Raw genomic sequence first — 19608 nt, 5'->3', positions numbered from 1 at the left:
ATTTCTTGTAAAAAAAAAGAAAATCTTTTAAAATATAAAAGACTTGGAGGAATTATGTGCATAAATAAGATTAGTAGTATTTCACCCGTATTAAAAACAAACAATCGAAATGTCAATCAAGAATTTTTTGAAAAGGTCTTAGGAATGAAAACCCTGTTGGAAGATGGGGCTTTATTATCCCTTGGAGATCAATCGAAGACAGACCGCCTCTATTTAGAGGAATCCCCTAGTATGAGAACCCGTAAGGTTGAGGGACCAAAACGCTTGGCTTGCTTAAAGATTCGCGTGACCAACCCGCAAGAAATTGAGTGGCTTCTGGCTCGTGGTCATCAAGTTGATCGCCTCTTCAGAGGGGAAAATGGCTATGCCTTTGAAGCTCTTTCGCCAGAAGGAGATCGTATCTTGCTCCATGCGGAAGAGCAAGTGGACAGTTTAACTGAAATTGAGGAAGTTCCAGATTTTCAAGCGAATGAAGAGTTTACAACCTTGACGGAGTTTTTCGTAGAAAAGATAGTTCTTCGTGTACCTAATGTAGAGACTTCTACAGCTTTCTATCAACAACTACCTGGCTTAGAAGAGTATTTAGACTTAGAAGCATCAGATGGTCCGGACCTCACACTAGCTAATGGACAGACTTGGGACCTTTGTCAGGTCAAGGTCATTCTAGAGCCATTTGTAGCAAGTGAAGTGGCCTCTTGCTTTGGAGATCAGGTGACTTTTGTACCAAAAAGGCAACAATTTGTCTTGGTTGAGGATCCAAGCAAGATTGAATGGTGGTTCGAAGCCTAAGCAAGTCTTTGGCTGATTGAAATGAGTGAAGAAAAATGGAAAAAATCATCCAAAAAATTCAAGAGCAAATAGGAGCAGGCATCTACCCAGGTGCCTCTCTTGCGCTCTATCAGAAAGGAAGCTGGCAGGAGTATTACTTGGGACTAGCTGATCCAGACAAGCAAGAGCCAGTTATTCCTGGCTTGACCTATGATTTAGCCAGTGTGAGTAAGGTCGTCGGAGTTGGAACGGTTCTTGCTTTTCTGGTCCGACAAGGGCAAATTGATATCGATCGTCCCTTAGCTTCTCACTATCCGGATATGGAGCAGGCAGAGGTGACCATCCGTCAGCTTTTAACCCATACTTCTGGGCTGGATCCTTTCATCCCTAGACGAGATGACTTGGATGCTGAGGGCTTAAAAGAAGCCCTGCACCGTTTGAAGCTCAAGGACAATCGCCAGTTCCACTATACAGATGTCAATTTTCTTTTGTTGGGCTTTCTTCTGGAGAAGTGGTATGGTCAGGATTTGGCCCAGATTTTTCAGGAGCAAGTCTTTGCACCTTGGCAAATGAAGGAGACTACTTTTGGCCCGGTTTCTCAAGCGGTGCCAACCCTTCGTGGCGTTCCAGCTGGTGTCGTCCATGATCCGAAAGCGCGTGTACTGGGAGTCCATGCCGGAAGTGCAGGTCTGTTTTCGACCATTAGAGATATGGAAATTTTCCTGGAGCATTACTTACAGGATCCTTTTGCAGAGATTTTATCGCAGAACTATGCTTTAGAAAAAGGGAAGATGCGCTCTCTGGCCTGGAATCTGGAAGGAGACTGGTTGGACCATACAGGTTATACAGGAACCTTCCTTCTCTATAATCGCAAGCTCCAATTGGCAGCTATTTTCCTATCCAATCGGACCTATGAAAAAGATGAGCGGGCCCAATGGATCCTGGATCGGAATCAACTCATGGAGCTCATCAAAAGAGAAATGGAAGGAACCGGAAAAAATCCTTCCTAAGACGGAGAAAGAAGCGTGGTTTAGCCATCGCTTTTTTTCTTTTTTTATATTAAAATGGAAGGAGAGAGGATTGTATTAAGCAATCTATAGCAGAAAGAACGAAGATAACTGAGAGACATATGACTAGATCGATAGGTGTCGGACAAGCACATAGCAAGATTATTTTAATAGGAGAGCATGCGGTTGTTTATGGCTATCCAGCCATTGCCTTGCCCCTCCTTAACATTCAGGTCACTTGTCAGATTGTACCTGCGGAGCGTCCGTGGGTCCTTTTTGAGAATGATAGCTTATCTATGGCCGTTTACGCTTCTTTAGAGCATTTGGGGATTGAGGAGGCGGCTATCGCTTGCCGGATTGACTCCATGATTCCGTCCCAGCGGGGGATGGGGTCCTCGGCTGCTGTCAGTATTGCGGCAATTCGAGCAGTCTTTGATTACTTTGGGCGAGATTTGAGTCAAGAGACTTTGGAAATCTTGGTTAATCGAGCGGAAATGATTGCCCATGTGAATCCAAGTGGGCTGGATGCCAAGACCTGTCTCAGCGATCAGCCGATTAAATTCATTCGAAATGTCGGCATCAGTGAATTAGAGGTTAATTTGGGTGCCAAGCTGGTCATTGCAGATACAGGTATCCATGGCCATACCAAAGAAGCCATTCAGAAGGTCAAGGAGTTGGGAACAGCAGCCCTCGCTAGTTTCCATGAAATTGGACTTCTAACTGAGTACGCAGAAAAAGCTCTTGCTCAAAAAGATGCTTTCACCTTGGGACGCATCTTAACAGACTGCCATCATCATTTGCAAGCAGTGGGAGTGAGTTGTCCAGAAGCGGATCAATTGGTGGAACTAGCCTTAGGGAGTGGAGCCTTGGGAGCCAAGATGAGTGGTGGTGGGCTCGGTGGCTGTATCATTGCCCTTGCTGCAGACCAGGAACAAGCAGAGATGATCGCAAAAGAACTAAGAAATAAAGGAGTGGAGGAGTTATGGATCGAAAACCTGTAAGCGTGAAATCGTATGCCAATATCGCCATTATTAAGTATTGGGGCAAGGAAAACAGTGAAGCAATGGTGCCATCAACTAGTTCCATTTCCTTGACCTTGGAAAATATGTATACGGAGACTCGACTTAGTCCTTTGGGGCCTGAAGCCAAGTCCCATGCCTTCTTTATTGATGGGGTCTTCCAGAATGAAGCGGAGCAGGCCAAGATTGGAGCAGTCATCGACCGTTTTAAACCAGAAGGGGAGACAGGCTTTGTGCGGGTTGATACCAGCAACAATATGCCGACAGCTGCAGGACTTTCTTCTAGTTCCAGTGGCTTATCTGCCTTGGTAAAAGCCTGCAATCGCTATTACCAACTGGGAATGACGCAGGCAGAACAAGCTCAAGCGGCTAAGTTTGCCTCCGGTTCGTCTTCTCGTTCCTTCTTTGGCCCCTTAGCTGCTTGGGACAAGGATACTGGGGAAATTTACCAGGTGGAAACGGACCTCAAACTGGCTATGATCATGCTAGTGTTAAACGACCAACAAAAAATTCTTTCTAGTCGGGAAGGGATGAAACGGTGCACGGAAACCTCTACCAATTTCCAAGAATGGATCCGCCAGTCAGCCCGGGATTACCAAGATATGCTGGGTTACCTGAAGGACAATGATTTTGAAAAAGTAGGGGAATTGACCGAACGGAATGCTCTTCTCATGCATTCTACAACCAAGACTGCAAGTCCAGCCTTTTCCTATTTGACGGATAAGAGCTACGAGGCCATGGAGTTCGTGCGCTCTCTTCGTGAAGAAGGGAAACGTTGCTACTTCACCATGGATGCAGGTCCGAATGTGAAGGTTCTCTGTCTAGAAGAGGATCTGGACCAATTGGTTCCACTTTTTGAACAAGACTACCGTATCATTGTCTCCAAGACCAAGGATTTATCCCATGAAGATTAAGAAAGAAGTTCGTGCAGGTGGGAAGCTGTATGTCGCTGGGGAATATTCTATCTTAACTCCTGGACAAACAGCCATCATTCAGTTTATCCCTATTTACATGCAGGCAGAAATCCAACCAGCATCTACTTATCGGATTCAGTCGGACATGTTTCCTTTTGCGGTTGATTTGACTCCGAATACGGACTATGCATTGATCCAAGAAACCGTGCATCTGATGAACGCCTACCTCCAGTCACAAGGAGTAGCGATTTCTCCCTTTGATTTACGTATTGGGGGGAAATTTGAGCGAGAGGGTAAGAAATTCGGAATTGGCTCTAGTGGCAGTGTGGTCTTGTTGACCCTCAAAGCCATGGCAGCTCTTTATGATTTCCCCCTGCCTGCAGACTTGCTCTTTCGTTTGGCCTGTTTGGTCTTGATTCAGCGTGGTGACAATGGGTCAATGGGAGACCTAGCTTGTATTGCCTATGAAGGCTTGGTTAGCTACCGCTCTTTTGACAGACGGGCGCTGGCTGATCAATTACAAGATCAGGATCTGGACCAGGTCTTAGCCCTTGATTGGGGATATGAAATCCGGCCTCTTTCCCCTCAGTTGTCCTATACTTTTTTAGTGGGTTGGACCCAAGAACCTGCTATTTCAAGGGACTTGATTAACCAGGTTCGTTCAGCTATTGATCCTGTCTTCTTAGAGGGGACGGAGCAGGCTGTACAAGACCTCTTAGTGGCCTTTCAAGAAGCAGACAGAGACTTAGCCTGGTCCTCTATCGGTCGGGCTAGTGACTTACTTCTATCTCTTAATGAGGTAATTTATACCAAAAAACTAGCCCAATTAAAGAGGGCAGAAGAGGGGTTAAAGGTCATTGCAAAATCCAGTGGCGCTGGAGGAGGAGATTGTGGAATCGCCCTCGCATTTGAGGAGGCTGCTGCCCAAGAAATCGTCAGACGCTGGCAAGAAGCAGGGATTGATTTATTATATTCAGAAAGGATGGGAGAGTATGACGACCAACCGAAAGGATGAACATATTCGTTTGGCCTTGGAACAAACTCCGGGTTACAATAGCTTTGATGAGGTTGAGTTGATTCATTCCTCTTTACCAACTATCGATTTAGATGAGGTGGACTTGACAACTCATTTTGCGGGTCGTGATTGGGACTACCCTTTTTATATCAATGCCATGACAGGTGGCAGTGCCAAGGGGGGAGAAATCAATCGGAAGTTGGCCCAGGTGGCAGAAGCCTGTGGTATTCTCTTTGTGACAGGTTCTTATAGTGCAGCTTTGAAGGATCCTCAGGATAGCTCCTATCGAGTCAAGGACCTTCATCCGGACCTACTCTTTGCGACCAATATCGGGATTGACAAACCGCTTGAATTGGGCATACAGACGATTGAAGAGACCCAGCCCCTCTTTCTCCAACTCCATGTCAACCTCATGCAGGAGCTTCTCATGCCCGAAGGGGAACGAAGCTTTAGAAACTGGCAAGGCCATTTAGCAGGTTATGCAAAGCAACTTCCAGTGCCCTTGGTGCTAAAAGAGGTCGGTTTTGGTATGGATGCCGGAACTATCCAAAGAGCTATCGAACTAGGTGTCAGGACAGTTGATATTTCTGGTAGAGGTGGGACCAGTTTTGCCTATATCGAAAACCGTCGGGGAGGCAATCGCTCCTATCTCAATGACTGGGGACAAACAACGGTCCAAGCCCTACTTGGGGCTCAACCACTGATGGATCAGGTCGAGGTTCTCGCCTCTGGTGGCGTTCGTCATCCCTTGGATATGATCAAGGCACTGGTTCTAGGAGCCAAGGGGGTCGGTCTTTCTCGGACCATTTTAGAATTGGTAGAGACAAAGCCGATTGACGAGGCCATCGCCCAAGTCAATGCTTGGAAAGAGGATTTACGCCTGATTATGTGTGCCCTTTCTTGTCAGACAATTGCCGATTTAAGAAAGGTTCCCTATATTCTTTACGGACGAGTAAAAGAAGGACACGAACAAATCTCTTCCATCCATGATTGACTTGAAGAAACTAGCAAAAATCCCTCCGTTTACACGGAAGGATTTTTTACTTACTTTGACGAATTTCCTCTAAAACAGCTTGGGCTTTTTCCAGGTTAAAGGGTTTGTCCTCTAGCAATGCTTGCACCACCGGAGCCACCTCTGACGGAGTAGCTCCAGCAAGTAGGGCGAGTGACTTAGCCTGGAGTTTCATATGCCCATGTTGAATACCGGTGCTGACCAAGGCCTTAAGCGCTGCAAAGTTTTGAGCTAGGCCAACGGATACAATAATCCGTGCAAGAGTCTGGGCGTCAGGATTTCCAAGTAGTTCATGAGCCACTTGAACACTTGGATTGAGTCCGATGGAGCCTCCCTTGGTAGCGATAGGCATGGGAAGGGTCAGCTGACCTTCTAGGACTTGCTGTTCTGGATGATCCATCCAGTTAGATAGTCCTAGAGCTTGTCCGGATCGACTGGCATAGGTATGGCCACCTGCTTCAATCGCCCGCCAGTCATTTCCAGTTGCTAAGACGACAGCATCGATGCCATTGAAAATTCCCTTGTTGTGAGTCGCTGCTCGATAAGGATCAACAGCCGCTAATTGACTGGCCAGAGCTATTTTCTGAGCAATTTCGGCAGCTTCCTTGGGATCACGACTGAGAAAGCGGTAGTCTATGTGACACCTTGCAGTGACGAGGGCATCTGTTGCTAGGTTGGACAAAATAGCCATTAAGCCTTGGCCCCCGGATAACTCTTCTAAAGGGTCGACCAGAGCTTCCAACATGGTGTTGAGCATGTTAGCCCCCATGGCTTCTTTTGGATCAACGGATAGGTAGCAAATGAGAAAGTCACCTTTCACCTCTGTCCAGAGATCTCGTGCCCCACCTCCCCGTTTAACGATGGAAGGATAGGCTTGATTGGCCAGTTGGAGCAGTTCTTCTTTAGCTTCTGTAATCGCCTGACTGGCCTTTTCTTTATTGCTGACATCATAGAGAGCCACTTGCCCAATCATTTGACGCTTGTGAACCTGGGTCTGAAACCCACCTGAACGCTTGATCAACCCTGCAGCATAAGAAGCAGCAGCAATGACAGAGGGTTCTTCCGTCACCATTGGGACCTGAATTTCCTGATCATCTATCTGGAAGCCAGGAGCTATACCAAAGGGCAAGGCTAAGGTGCCGAGGACATTTTCGACCATTTCATTGGCAAGAGAAAGGGGCAATGTGTCATTGTCCCTTACTGTTTGTAGTCCTTCTTCTGAAAGGAGTCCGGCCTGAGCCAGTTTCTCGATACGCTCTGCTGGACTTGCTTTTGAAAAACCAGTTAATTTAACCATGGTGTTCTACCTTTACATAGGTTCGTTGGTGTTCGTTGATTTCTGATAAGGCAAAGGTTTGATCTTGGTAACCTTGGAAGGTTTGATTGCCTTCAGCATCTAATTGTGCCTCTTCGAAGAAGATCTTCTCATATTCGGCAATCGTAAGAGCTTTTCGCTGATCCAATTCTGCCATACGATTTGGATGGAGCATTTGCTCATATCCTTCGACTAAGTGAGCACTAAAAATCTCAGCGACTGCGCCACTTCCATATCCATAGAGGGCGATCCGGTCGCCAGCCACTAGTTGAGGCTGATTCTCTAAGAGAGAAAGCAAACCTAGGAAGAGGGAACCCGTATAGATATTCCCAACCTTTTGGCTGTAGAGAATGGACTGTTCAAAATTGTATTGCAATTGGGCTTGTTTCTCAGGAGAAAGACTCTTATCAAGAATCTTTTTTAAGCCCTTAAGAGCAAGCTTGGGATAAGGTAGGTGGAAGCAGATCGCATCAAAATCATCCAATGTCAGACCAGTCCGTTTTTGATACTCTGTCCAAGTTGTTTTCAAGCAATCCAAGTACTGTTGGGTCGAATAGATCCCATTGACAAAGGGAGTGCTTGAGTAGTTGGGACGCCAGAAATCCATGACATCACGGGTTTGAGCTACATTATCATCATTAAAGGCTAGAATACGTGGGTTCTGCGTCACCAACATAGCGACAGATCCGGCACCTTGAGTCGGCTCACCAGGAGTGTCGATTCCATATTTTGCAATATCGCTGGCAATAACCAAGACCTTGCTCTGTGGAAATTTTTCAACATGAAGTTTAGCATAGTCCAAAGCGGCAGTAGCAGCATAGCAGGCTTCCTTCATTTCAAAGCTACGGGCAAAGGGTTGGATTCCTAGAAGACCGTGAACGAAAACAGCAGCAGCCTTACTCTGGTCAATTCCTGACTCGGTTGCCAGGATGACCATATCGATTTCTTCTTTTTCTTCTTCGGTTAAAATACTATCGCTAGCACTTGCTCCAAGTGTGACGATATCCTCTGTAATAGGGGCAATACTCAGTTCTTTCAATAAGAGCCCTTTACTGAGTTTTTCTGGATCTGTATTTCGAGCAGCCGCTAGCTCACTTAAGCGCAAGACATACTGGCTGGTCGCAAATCCAATCTTATCAATACCGATTGTCATAAATAACCTCTTTTAATTTGATATCTACTAGTATATTTCGTTACTATTTTACCATATTTGAGAGCAAAACTCCCTTGAAAAAGCCAGAACAGTCTGGAAATCATTCTTAGGACCGAGTTGGGTAAGGGGATTGTTTGAAAAAGAGAGGACGAAAAACAAAAAAGGCTGGGACAAAAGTCCTAGCCTCTCAATTGTCTTTGGATTGTCGAGAAAGACGCAGTGGTTGAGTGGGCTCTACTACGCTGATTTCATCAGCTTTTACAGCCCTACTCAACTGTGCGGAGGTGGGACGACGAAATCGAATTCTAACGAATTACCGATTTCTGTCCCACTCTCTTCAACTCTTATCCTTGCTTATCTTTCTTAGGGTTACTCATGATTCGTATGAAGAGTTCTTTGCATTTGTCTCTTAGAACTTTTTCGTAGAAGACGATTAAAGCGATGTACACAATCAGAAAGTTCAAGGTCAGATAGAACAAGTCAAATGAATTGCGGGCATAGTGAGTCGCTTCTAGATAGGAGGAAATTGCTCCAAGAATCACCCAAGGAAGATACTTGACATACTTGTGTACCATCATGCAACACCTCGCATCCTTTAAAGAATTTGTTTTTCCACTATTATTGTACTCCTTTTAAGCGAAAATGCAAGAGATTACATATAAACTATTTGAAAAACCAATGCTAGTTGGCATTGGTCATTTTTCTTTTTTGATGGTGTTGGTAAGAATGGTAGAGTTTCAAGACGACAGACCCGCTAGCCATCCCGATAGAGATGACCAAGGCCAGAATAACAACCAAGGTTACGCTGGTCACTGCTTGTTGATATTGGCCACTGACAAAGAAGGAAGTGGTCCGATAGGAAATGTATCCAGGAACCAAAGGGGCAAGAATAGCCAGCATAAAGACAACGACAGGCGTCTTATAGATAATACTTAAAATTTGACTGATACAAGAACCAACGATTGCTGCAATAAAAGTCGCAATGATAACATTGGTAGGTCCTTTCAAGATATAGTAGAGCAACCAAATAGCCATCCCTAGAACTCCTCCAGGGATGAGCATGGAACGTTGCACATTGAGGACGATTAAAAAGGTAATGATGGCAATCAAACTAGCCACCGCTTGGATTAAAAATTCGATTAGATTCATGATTCTATTTCATAAGGACAAGAGCGACGGTCGTCCCGGCACCAAGGGCAAGGGTAATGAGTAGGGTCTCAAAGAGTTTACTCATCCCAGAGTTGAGGTGGTTGTTCATCAGATCCCTGACGGCATTGGTCATGGCAATACCAGGAACAAAGGGCATAACACAGCCAGCAATGATAAGATCGGTATTGGAAGGAAAACCACTATATTGAGACCAAATATGGGCCAAAAAGCCAAAGACAAAGGCTGCCGCAAAAGCAGTAGCAAAAGGGATGCGCACGTATTTCTCAACTACTAGAGAGAAAGCAAAGGCAAAGACGGTCGCAATACCTGCTCCAATGGCATCATAAAAGTTCCCGCCAAACATGATGGAGAAAAAAGGGGCACTAAGAGTTGCCGCGATGGTTAACTGCAGATTGGTATAAGGGACTGCCTTTTGTTTTAATTGGATCAAAGCTTGATAGGCTTCTTCGAGATTGATGTACCCAGAGACTAATTGGCGAGAAATCTGGTTGACATCACAGACCTTCTCGATATTGTAATTGGTTCGCAGGATCCGTTTCATCCGCGTGATATTGGCATTTTCGATTGAAAAGAAAATAGCGACTGGCATCGCTAAGGCATTGCAATCATCGATTCCTTGAGAATGAGCAATCCGGATCATGGTATCCTCCACCCGATGGATTTCAGAACCGCTCTCTAAAAGGAGGGTTCCTGCCAACATGAGGACGTCAATCACGCGGTCCATATCTTTAGACGCTTCCATTGTTCTTCCTGTTCTGTTAATAGATTGTCTCCATTATATCAAAATTTCACTGATTTGTACTAGTGTTACCACGGATTTAGTCAAGACAGGACAAGAAAAAACCAGCCGTTTCCGACTGGTTTGAAAAATCTATTTGAATCTTAGCTCAATGCATCATCCATAGAAAGAACTTCGTGGAAGACACGTTGTGTCAATTCAGTTTTTTGTTCTGGAGTGAGGTATTTGGTGTTTACACAGTATCCAGAGATACGTACGATAACATCTTCACCGCTCATGATCTTTTCGTAAACGTCTGACAAGTCCATAACGTTCAAGTTAACGTGTTGTCCACCGTTTTCGAAGTATCCATCAAGGATAGTTACCAAGTTATCTACTTGTTCATCACGAGTTTTACCAAGAGCACGAGGAGAAACTTGAGTAGTGAGTGAGATACCGTCAGCTGCGTAACCAAAGTCAAGGCTAGCAAGTGAGTTCAAGTTTTGCAACCATCCACCTTTCGCTTTGTTAGATGGGTTAGCACCTGGTGAGAAGAATTCTAATTTGCTTGTGTTTACAGAACCATCTTCGTTGAGGTATACCCCTTTGTGGACTGGTGAGTTACCAGTTTGTTTAGAGTAAGCAACGTTAGAAGTGATGGTCAAAAGTGACACAGTTGCTTCAGCGTTCTTGTAAAGTTTGTGGCTACGAAGACGAGTAGTGTAAGCTTCGATCAACCATTCTGCCAATTCGTTAGAACGTGGGTCATCTTCACCCCAACGTGGGTATTCACCGATTGTTTCGTAATCGTAGATGTAGCCATCTTCATCACGGAGTGGTTTAACAGTAGCGTATTTGATTGCTGACAAGGTATCAACAGTGTTAGCGAAACCACAGATACCGAATCCCATGTTTGCGCGTTGGTGAGTTGGCAAGAAGGCCATTTGAACTGCTTCGTAGTTGTACTTATCAGTCATGTAGTGGATGATGTTCAAAGCATCTACGTAAGTGTCAGTCAACCAGTCAAGTGATTTTTCGAAGTTTGCTTTAACAGATTCGAATTCAAGAACTTCGTCACGGATAGGATCGATGTCAAATACCTTGTAGTCTTTATGAACGTCGTCGTATCCACCGTTCAAACCAGTAAGAAGAGCTTTAAGCACGTTTACACGAGCACCGAAGTACTGGATGTTGTGGCGTTGTTCTTCGTTTTCTGGGTCAAGTGGAGATACACAACATGAGATACAGCTCATTTCACCGTATCCGTCTTTAGCCATTGTTGTAACACCTTCGTATTGGATAGAAGAGTGTTTGTGGCTCATGTGCATACAGTAGCGACGGAAGCTGTATGGCAATTTGTCAGTCCAAAGAACTGTCAAGTTTGGTTCTGGAGAGTTACCGATGTTGTCCAAAGTGTTCAAGAAACGGTAGTCCATCTTAGTAACACGGTGACGTCCGTCGTTACCCATACCAGCCATAGAAGTTGTGATGAAGGTTGGGTCACCTGAGTACAATTGGTCGTAAGCTTTTGTACGAGCAAATTTAACAGTACGCAATTTCATAACGAAATCGTCAACGAATTCTTGGAGTTCAGACTCAGTGTAAGTGCCACGAGCCAAGTCACGTTCAGCGTAGATATCCAAAACGATTGGCACACGTCCAAGAGAAGTAGCAGCACCGTTGATCACACGGCAGACAGCCATGAAGGCGATGTTTGTCCATTGGATTGCTTCTTTTGTATCGAAGGCAGGACGACGTACGTCTACACCATAAAGGTCACCCAATTTAACAACTTCTTGAAGTGCTTGGTATTGAAGGTTTACTTCTTCACGAAGACGGATTGATTCTTCATCGATTTCAGTGATTGCGTTCCAGTCGTTTGCTTTTTCAGCCATCAAGTAGTCAGCTCCGTAAAGGGCCAAACGAGCATAAACCCCGATGATACGTCCACGTGAGTAAGCATCTGGAAGACCAGTTACTGTGTGAGCGTGACGTGCACGACGGATGTTTGTAGTATAAGCACGGAAGATACCATCGTTAACTGTTGTTACATATTTAGTGAAGATTTCATGCACAGCTGGATCTGGCTCAAATCCATTTTCTTTCAAAGTAGTTTCCGCCATACGGATACCACCACGAGGCATGAAGTTCAATTTGAACAACTCATCGTTTTGGATACCGAAGATGACTTCGTTTTCTTTGTCAATGTATCCAGCTGCGATATCAGCGATAGAAGTTGGACGAGTATCGTATGGGAAACGAGTTTCTTCGTAGTGTGCTTTTGTTTCTTCAACAATCTTCTTGATGTGAAGAGAACGTTCAGTTGGTCCAGCTAGGAAGCTTTCGTCTCCATCATATGGAGTGTAGTTAGCTTGTACAAAGCGTGAGACGCTGGCTCTTTCTTTCCAGTCTTCCCCTTGGAAGCCTTCCCAGGCTTTGTCAAAAATATCTTGTGCTTCAACAACTGTTTTAACAACCATGTTTAAATCCTCTTATATCTTTCTAGCAACAAATCTGTTGCACTTACAATAGTAGTATACCACATAGAAATCGGTTTCACAAAGGGAATAGCAAAAAGATTTTGGATTCTTTTATAATACAGAAAGGTGTAGATGAATAAACTGTATTATATTTTTGCCTTGGGAAAGGTGGAAATTAGTGGGAAAAAATCGTTGATAAGGATATAATGAAAAAGGAGGTTTCTAATGCTCATATTTCCGTTAGTAAATGATACGAGCCGTAAGATCATTCATATCGACATGGATGCCTTTTTTGCGTCCGTTGAAGAGCGCGACCATCCTGAATTGAAGGGAAAGCCTGTCATCATTGGCCACGATCCACGTTTGTCCGGTGGAAGGGGAGTGGTATCGACCTGCAATTACGAAGCCAGAAAATATGGAGTCCATTCGGCTATGAGTTCCAAAGAAGCTTATGAACGGTGTCCTCAGGCAGTGTTCATCCCTGGTAACTACGAGAAGTATCAGGCAGTCGGTCTCCAAGTCAGAGAAATTTTTAAACGCTATACAGATCTAATTGAGCCTATGAGCATCGACGAAGCCTATCTGGATGTGACCAACAATAAGCTTGGTATTCAATCTGCTGTAAAGGTAGCTCGTTTAATTCAGCATGATATTTGGAATGAATTGCACTTAACCGCTTCTGCCGGAGTTTCCTACAATAAGTTTCTAGCAAAAATCGCCAGTGATTTCCAGAAGCCTCGTGGGCTGACTGTCATCTTACCCGAGCAGGCTCAAGAGTTTTTGAGTCAGCTGGACGTGGCTAAGTTTCATGGTGTGGGGAAACGGACAGTAGAGCGACTACATGATTTGGGGATTTATACAGGAGCAGATCTCTTAGAAGTGCCGGAAATGACTCTCATCGATTACTTTGGTCGCTTTGGTTTTGATCTCTATCGAAAGGCTAGAGGGATTCATAACAGTCCAGTTAAGAGTAATCGCATTCGCAAGTCCATTGGGAAGGAACGCACCTATCGAAAATTGCTGGTGGCTGAGGATGATGTGCTAAAAGAACTAGCCAACCTATCTGAAAAAGTGGCGAGCAGTTTGGCCAAGCATCAGAAAATTGGTAAGACCTTGGTACTCAAGATTCGTTATGCAGATTTTACGACCTTGACCAAGAGACGAAGTTTAGAGGAAGCAACCAGTGACCCAGCAGTCATTCAGAGAGTGGCTCAGGAGCTTTATCAGAGTTTGGAGACTAATCCCTCAGGTATTCGCCTCTTAGGGGTGACCCTCACTAATTTTTCTTCCGAGTCTCAGGAATCCTATGAAGGATTTCTAATAGAAAAAACCCCGTAAGTTAGTATGCTTACGGGGAATTTTTAACTAGTTTTTGAAGAAGTGTTGAATCTCTTCCTCAGTGAGGCCAATCAAGGGATCAATGCTTAAGTAATTGTCCTCTGTTAATCGATAGCCTTGTTGAGGAGTTTGGGAAGCAGATAAGTCAGAGTGGTTTTCAACTGAGATGAGCTCCTTTTGGGGCTCTGTTGTTTCAGAAGTCTCTTTCAGATGGGTGGTGCTGGCTGAGGAAGACTCTCCACCTTGAGGAAGCACATCAGAAAAGCGTTCAATCAGATATGTTTTTCGTGCGGTTCCGGTATTCTGTGTCGCAAAGTGAAATGCGGTGTATTCTCCTAGGAGAATGAGCTTGCTTTTGGAGCGGGTGATGGCCGTGTAGATCAGATTGCGTTGGAGCATGCGCCGACTCTGATTTGTCAAGGGAAGAATGACCACAGGAAATTCGCTTCCCTGTGATTTGTGGATGCTCATAGCATAGGCCAGGCGAATCTTGTACCATTCATTGCGGGGGTAGACCAATTCATTGCCATCAAATTGGATGGTGAGTTCATCTTGTTTGGATTCGGTATACTTAGCTGGCAAGAGGTCGGTGATGTAGCCAATATCTCCGTTAAAGACATTGCTTTCGGCATCATTGACCAGGTGGATGACCTTGTCACCATTTCGATACTGGCAGTCCAGTGCTTGAAAGAATAGAGCATCCGTTTCTAATGGATTGAGGAGGTCTTGCATGAGACTGTTTATTTGATCAATGCCTGCAGAACCTCGATACATCGGAGCGAGGACCTGGATGTATCGGGCCGGAATGCCGTTGCGAAGGGCAGCGCTGGTGATTTTTTCAATCATGGGAGCGATGAGTTCACTCGGCGCTTCAAAGTAGGAACGATCAGGTTTTTTCTCTGTGAAATCTAAAGGTAGGTGGCCTTTACGAATCTGACTGGCCAAAGTGACGATGGTCGAATCTTCACCTTGACGGAAGATGTGTTCCAGTTTGACTTGAGGAATGATTGGGATCTGTAGGAGATCGGACAAGACTTGTCCAGGACTCACAGAAGGAAGCTGATCGGCATCTCCAACGATTAAGAGTTTGGTATTGGAAGAGATATTGCTGAGAAGCTGATTGGCCAGCCAAGTATCCACCATAGAGAATTCATCGACAATGATAAAATCCGCATCGAGATAATCGTCCAAGTGACTCGTGTCGTCGTCTCCCGTCATTCCTAAGTGACGATGAATGGTGGCGCTCGGAAGACCCGTCAGTTCACTCATTCGACGGGCTGCTCGACCGGTTGGAGCAGCTAAGAGGATTGGTAATTGAGATTTCTTTCGAAGATCCAATTGGTGCAGGCGGGCATAGGTCCCGATGATCCCATTGATAACAGTTGTTTTCCCTGTTCCTGGTCCACCTGTAAGGACAAAGACCTTTTGCTGGATGGCTTCTTGGATAGCCTTCCGTTGGATGGGGTCGTAGTGAATGTGGAGATTTTCTTCAATGTCATCGATCGTTTGTTCGATTATTTCTGCTTCGAAAGATTCTTGCTTTCCTTTTTCTAGCAGGCGACCGATATGGCTTCGGATCCCTTCTTCTGCAAAGAAGAGGCTGTTGTTGAAAATCTTAGTGTCAATGTTTTGCACCTTGTCTTCTTCGATGAGACTGGCCAATTCTTGGGCGACGCTGGCTGGATCGAGCTCGACTGGACGAGATGCTTCTAAGAGTTGGATGGTGGCCTGGAGCAATTCTTTGGCTTCAACGTAGGTGTCCCCTGTTTCTAAGGAGAGGGTTAAAAGACTATGAACCAGTCCAGCTCGAAAGCGTTCAGGTGCATCACTGGCAATCCCTAATTCTTCTGCTAATTGGTCAGCAATTTTAAAGCCCATGCCTTGAATATCTTCGACCAGTTGATAAGGAGCCGATTCGACGATTTGCAAGGTTTCTTCCTTGTAGAAATCTTGGATTTGGAAGGCTAGTTTATTAGGGATGCCATAGTTAGCAAGTTGGGCGAGGACCCGTTCCGTACCATAGTTGAGCTGTAGTTTTTCGACAAAGGCCTCGCGATTCTTTTTAGAAAGTCCGGAGATGGAGGCTAGCTTTTCAGGTGCTTGCAGAATTTTATCAATGGTATCCTCACCATAGAGATCGACGATCTTTTGGGCCGTTTTGAGTCCGATCCCTTTAAAATGGTCGCTAGAAAAGTATTTCACTAAGCCTTTGCTAGTGGGTTTGGCTCGTTCATAGCGATTCATTTGCAACTGTTGGCCATATTTCGGATGATGGACCAGTTCTCCCCAAAAGGTATAATCTTCTCCTTCGACGATATCTGCCATCGTTCCAGTGACGATAATTTCAAAGTCATCATAGTCCTCTGCATCTGTATCATTGATATCCAACAATAAGATACGGAAAAAACTACTTTGATTTTCAAAAATGACCCGCTCAATGGTTCCTGAGAAATAGTATTCCATGCAGAGTTTCCTTTTAAGTAATGGTCTGAGAGAGCTTATCTCTCATGAAGATATTGAAAGAGATTGGAACAAGAGTCCCAACCTCATCATGGGTTAATACGTCTGGAATGGAAGGAGTGGCCAGAGGCGAAGGACGGCTTCCCCTTTGATTTGTTCCTTCTTGAAAGCCCCCACCTGGCGGCTATCTTTTGAAACGATTCGATCATCACCAAGGAGTAGATACTCATCATCCAAGAGCTTTTTCGTGAAGGTCGCACTTCCATCTTTATCAACGGTGAAAGCTTCGGCTATCTGTGCCATTTGGCGGAAGAGCTCTCCATTTTCTTCGAACCCTTTTCCAGAATAGGTTGATTGCAATTTATCTTCTTTAAATTTTTGAATGTATTCTTTCAAATAAGGCTCGTCCGTTTCTTTGCCGTTGATATAGAGGACATCGTTTTTGTACTCGATGGTTTCACCAGGGAGTCCAATGACCCGTTTCACGATTTCTTTTGTTTTACCATTCTCTGTTTCACTAGCAACTACGATATCAAAACGGTCGATAGGCAGTTTATTGATAACGAGAAGGTATTCACTGTCTGCCAAGGTCGGATCCATAGAATGGCCATCGACACGGACAGGCGTCCACAGATAAATACGAGAGAGAATAATGCCTCCAATAATGAGGCCGAAGAGTGCCCATTCTTTCAGGAAAGAACGGACTGGATTAGTTGATTTTTTTGAACGTTTCATGCTTTATCTTTCTATCAATTTTTTTGCTTTTTCTGTATTTTTAAAATGAAGTTTGGCACTGTAGTCAAGGGCTTGAATGCCATAGGCCTTTAATAGTTGAGCAGCTACCTTATCTGAGGGCGTACCAGCTCCACTAGGAAGGGTATAGCCGAGTTCTTGACTCAAATCTTCCAGATTTTGGAGGAAGAGGTCACGGGCAATAATGGAACTCACAGCTACCGCTAGGTATTTTCCTTCGGCCTTCTCTTCTAGGGTGACGACTTGTGGGACCTGATTCGCTTCTGCTTGAACATAGCGATCATAGTTTTTCTTGGTCGTAAAGGCATCGACTACAATCTTTTGAGCTTTTGCCCCTTGTTGCAAGAGTAAATAAATAGCTTGATTGTGAAGAGCAACCTTGACAGAAACTGCATTGTAGCCAGAAGTGATGACCTGATTGTATTTTTTAGGTGTCAGCAGTAAGGCCTGATGTGGGATTTCTTTTTTGAGGATCGGTGCGAGAGCTCGAATTTTTCGATCATCTAAGGTCTTAGAATCTCCAACTCCTAGACTTTTTAAGCGGGCATGTTGCTCCGGGCTGACCAGTGAAGCCACGACGGCAAGCCCTCCAAAGTAAGAACCGTTTCCAACTTCATCCGTTCCGATTAAGGGGAAGTCTTGTCCAGCAAGTGCTTGGTCTATCGGATCTTGTTGGTAACCGAAGAAGGCAACATAGCGCGTTGCCTGACTACCTTGTAGGACAACTTTTCCTGATGTGTAAATCGAAATGGTTGCACCAGGAGCCTTAAAAAAATAACGGATATAAGGATTTTTTGAAGGTAGCAGGTGGTCTTGGTGCTGACGAACAAATGCTTGGATGTCCTCGTTTTGAGGGGACAATGTAATTGTTTCCATAGCCCTTATTGTATCATAAAAGCTAGATGAAAGGCCAGAAAAAGACCAGCCAAATTTAGTCTGAAAGAACTTCTTTTAGGCTAGCTTCAATTGCTTGAGGATCAGTTTTTGAAGAGAAGCGGTGGATGACTTGGCCTTGGCGATTGATCAAGAATTTGGCGAAATTCCATTCAATGCGGGAGCCCAAGGGACCACTAGCTTGTTCTTTTAACCATTGGTAGAGGGGGCTGGCTTCTTTCCCATTGACTTTTATTTTTGCGAAACGTGGGAAGCTGGTTTGGTAATGGAGGCTACAAAATTGATTAATCTCCTCCGCACTTCCCGGTGCTTGGCCCATAAATTGATTGCATGGAAAGTCAAGGATTTCAAATCCTTGGTCATGGTAGCGCTCATAGAGCTCTTGCAATCCTTGGTATTGAGGCGTCAGACCGCAACCAGTTGCTGTATTGACGATGAGGAGTACTTGGCCTCGATATGCTTCGAGGGAGAAGGGGCTCCCATCTTGGGCCATTACGGTGAAATCATAGATAGTCATTTTACACGTCCTTTCCTACTTTCTCTATTGTATCATGCTTGAGTCGAAAAAAGTTAAACCGTGGCCCTAGTGCTTTGGTATTTCCTATGGGAAGGGGATTTTCCTACTGACAAGCGGGCTAGATTTTGATATAATATCGTGAGGTGATTTTTATGTCCAGCTTAAATAGATACAAATTTACTTTCGGTAATAAATCGCTGACTCTTACAACCAATCATGATAATCTCTTTATGGAAGAGGTTGAACGGGTCGCGAAGGAAAAATATGAAGCGATTAAAGAACAAATGCCAGCTGCTGATGATGAGACCCTGGCCATTTTACTAGCAATCAATAGTTTATCAACACAATTGAGTCGTGAGATTGAGTTTGACGATAAGGAAAAAGAATTGGAAGATTTTCGTCGCAAGGCCCTAGATGGCCTGGTCGGTAGATCATCTAATTAAGGGGAGTTGCATGTTTTCAATCCTGATTTTATTCATCCTAGCTTGGAGTTTTTATATTGGGTATTCACGAGGGATTTTGCTCCAAGGATATTATTTTTTAACCATGATTGTGGCCATGTTGGTCGCAGGATCAGGCTATCAGTCCTTGGCAAAAACCATTAGTCTATGGATCCCATTTTCGAGTGCAACACAAGCTTCAAAAACCTATTTTTATGGTGCAGATCAACTCTTTCACTTAGACAAAGTTTTTTACGCTGGTTTGGCTTATTTCATCTTGTTTGTTTTAGTCTATGCGATGGGTCGAGTGATTGGACTCTTTATTCCCTTAATTCCAACGCCTGAAAAATGGGAGGAGTATCCGTTTCAGATTACCAGTGGTGTGTTAGCTGTACTTGTGACCTACTTTGTTCTGCAAATGGGATTCACGATTTTGTCAACCATCCCCATGGCGGCCATTCAAGATCGACTCCATGGAAGTTTCCTCATTCGATTTATGGTGCAGTATAGCCCCCTTACAGCAGGCCTCTTGAAACAACTTTGGGTTGTAAAAATCTTAGGTGCGTAATCACTTCTCATCATGTCTAACAGTTCATGAGAGATATTATAGAAAGGAAGGGGAGGCTCAGACCAAA

19 protein-coding genes are annotated in these 19608 nt (G+C 44.6%); 9 read left to right on the top strand and 10 right to left on the bottom strand.

The window, feature by feature from the left end; translation table 11 throughout:
- Positions 1-54 precede the first annotated feature (54 nt).
- The 6 genes from LXO72_RS05245 (at position 55) to fni (ending at position 5717) form a co-directional block, all read left to right on the top strand.
- Positions 55-789: a CppA N-terminal domain-containing protein gene (locus LXO72_RS05245; RefSeq protein ID WP_023024457.1), complete on the top strand. Its 735-nt coding sequence runs from the start codon at positions 55-57 to the stop codon at positions 787-789.
- 35 nt (positions 790-824) lie between these two features.
- Positions 825-1778 carry a serine hydrolase domain-containing protein gene (locus LXO72_RS05240; protein ID WP_023027285.1) on the top strand — a complete coding sequence of 318 codons (954 nt, stop codon included), beginning with the start codon at positions 825-827 and terminating at the stop codon, positions 1776-1778.
- A 119-nt stretch (positions 1779-1897) separates the two neighbouring features.
- Complete coding sequence (gene mvk / locus LXO72_RS05235; RefSeq protein WP_233331736.1) at positions 1898-2776, top strand: mevalonate kinase; 879 nt, start codon at positions 1898-1900, stop codon at positions 2774-2776.
- Positions 2758-3708 carry a diphosphomevalonate decarboxylase gene (gene mvaD, locus LXO72_RS05230; RefSeq protein ID WP_123159582.1) on the top strand — a complete coding sequence of 317 codons (951 nt, stop codon included), beginning with the start codon at positions 2758-2760 and terminating at the stop codon, positions 3706-3708. The genes mvk and mvaD overlap by 19 nt, the downstream gene beginning before the upstream one ends.
- Positions 3698-4723, top strand: coding sequence for a phosphomevalonate kinase (locus LXO72_RS05225; protein ID WP_023027282.1), 1026 nt, complete (start codon positions 3698-3700; stop codon positions 4721-4723). Before mvaD ends, LXO72_RS05225 begins: the two co-directional genes overlap by 11 nt.
- The gene (gene fni, locus LXO72_RS05220) at positions 4701-5717 is read left to right on the top strand and encodes a type 2 isopentenyl-diphosphate Delta-isomerase (protein WP_125334966.1); all 1017 of its coding nucleotides are present in this window, start codon (positions 4701-4703) and stop codon (positions 5715-5717) included. The genes LXO72_RS05225 and fni overlap by 23 nt, the downstream gene beginning before the upstream one ends.
- Positions 5718-5763: 46 nt before the next feature.
- Here the strand turns inward: fni and LXO72_RS05215 are convergent, their stop codons facing one another.
- The 6 genes from LXO72_RS05215 to pflB form a co-directional block, all read right to left on the bottom strand.
- Positions 5764-7032 (bottom strand): hydroxymethylglutaryl-CoA reductase, degradative, encoded by a 1269-nt coding sequence (locus LXO72_RS05215; protein WP_125334964.1) that lies wholly within the window; start codon positions 7030-7032, stop codon positions 5764-5766.
- A complete protein-coding gene (locus LXO72_RS05210) occupies positions 7025-8203 on the bottom strand; it encodes a hydroxymethylglutaryl-CoA synthase (RefSeq protein WP_129269971.1) in 1179 nt (392 codons plus the stop codon). The genes LXO72_RS05215 and LXO72_RS05210 overlap by 8 nt, the downstream gene beginning before the upstream one ends.
- A 344-nt stretch (positions 8204-8547) precedes the next feature.
- Complete coding sequence (locus tag LXO72_RS05205; protein ID WP_195214279.1) at positions 8548-8778, bottom strand: hypothetical protein; 231 nt, start codon at positions 8776-8778, stop codon at positions 8548-8550.
- A 106-nt stretch (positions 8779-8884) separates the two neighbouring features.
- The gene (locus LXO72_RS05200) at positions 8885-9352 is read right to left on the bottom strand and encodes a threonine/serine exporter family protein (protein ID WP_195214184.1); all 468 of its coding nucleotides are present in this window, start codon (positions 9350-9352) and stop codon (positions 8885-8887) included.
- Positions 9353-9356: 4 nt separating this feature from the next.
- Positions 9357-10115, bottom strand: a complete 759-nt coding sequence (locus LXO72_RS05195; RefSeq protein ID WP_126404856.1) for a threonine/serine exporter family protein — start codon at positions 10113-10115, stop codon at positions 9357-9359.
- Positions 10116-10255: 140 nt separating this feature from the next.
- Positions 10256-12571: a formate C-acetyltransferase gene (gene pflB, locus LXO72_RS05190; protein WP_233331735.1), complete on the bottom strand. Its 2316-nt coding sequence runs from the start codon at positions 12569-12571 to the stop codon at positions 10256-10258.
- 225 nt (positions 12572-12796) lie between these two features.
- On the opposite strand from pflB, the gene dinB reads away from it, so the two are divergent.
- Positions 12797-13909 carry a DNA polymerase IV gene (gene dinB, locus LXO72_RS05185; protein ID WP_233331734.1) on the top strand — a complete coding sequence of 371 codons (1113 nt, stop codon included), beginning with the start codon at positions 12797-12799 and terminating at the stop codon, positions 13907-13909.
- A 27-nt stretch (positions 13910-13936) separates the two neighbouring features.
- On the opposite strand, the gene recD2 is transcribed toward dinB, so the two are convergent.
- From recD2 to LXO72_RS05165, 4 genes are all read right to left on the bottom strand, one after another.
- Positions 13937-16372: an SF1B family DNA helicase RecD2 gene (gene recD2, locus LXO72_RS05180; protein WP_233331733.1), complete on the bottom strand. Its 2436-nt coding sequence runs from the start codon at positions 16370-16372 to the stop codon at positions 13937-13939.
- Positions 16373-16465: 93 nt separating this feature from the next.
- Positions 16466-17104: a signal peptidase I gene (lepB, locus tag LXO72_RS05175; RefSeq protein WP_233331732.1), complete on the bottom strand. Its 639-nt coding sequence runs from the start codon at positions 17102-17104 to the stop codon at positions 16466-16468.
- 3 nt (positions 17105-17107) lie between these two features.
- Positions 17108-17998 carry a ribonuclease HIII gene (rnhC, locus tag LXO72_RS05170; protein WP_233331731.1) on the bottom strand — a complete coding sequence of 297 codons (891 nt, stop codon included), beginning with the start codon at positions 17996-17998 and terminating at the stop codon, positions 17108-17110.
- 55 nt (positions 17999-18053) lie between these two features.
- Positions 18054-18533 (bottom strand): glutathione peroxidase, encoded by a 480-nt coding sequence (locus LXO72_RS05165; RefSeq protein WP_233331730.1) that lies wholly within the window; start codon positions 18531-18533, stop codon positions 18054-18056.
- Positions 18534-18685: 152 nt separating this feature from the next.
- On the opposite strand from LXO72_RS05165, the gene zapA reads away from it, so the two are divergent.
- Together zapA and LXO72_RS05155 are read left to right on the top strand one after the other, a co-directional pair.
- Entirely contained in the window at positions 18686-18976 is a 291-nt protein-coding gene (gene zapA / locus LXO72_RS05160) for a cell division protein ZapA (RefSeq protein ID WP_023024429.1), read from the top strand.
- A gap of 10 nt (positions 18977-18986) precedes the next feature.
- Positions 18987-19541: a CvpA family protein gene (locus tag LXO72_RS05155; protein WP_233331729.1), complete on the top strand. Its 555-nt coding sequence runs from the start codon at positions 18987-18989 to the stop codon at positions 19539-19541.
- Positions 19542-19608 lie beyond the last annotated feature (67 nt).

Origin of the sequence: Streptococcus sp. XMC (assembly GCF_021341835.1) — a bacterium.
In the GTDB taxonomy this organism is placed as follows: Bacteria; Bacillota; Bacilli; order Lactobacillales; family Streptococcaceae; genus Streptococcus.
The sequence above is the reverse complement of the archived record's forward strand: the minus strand, read 5'-3'. Positions and strand labels throughout refer to the sequence as shown.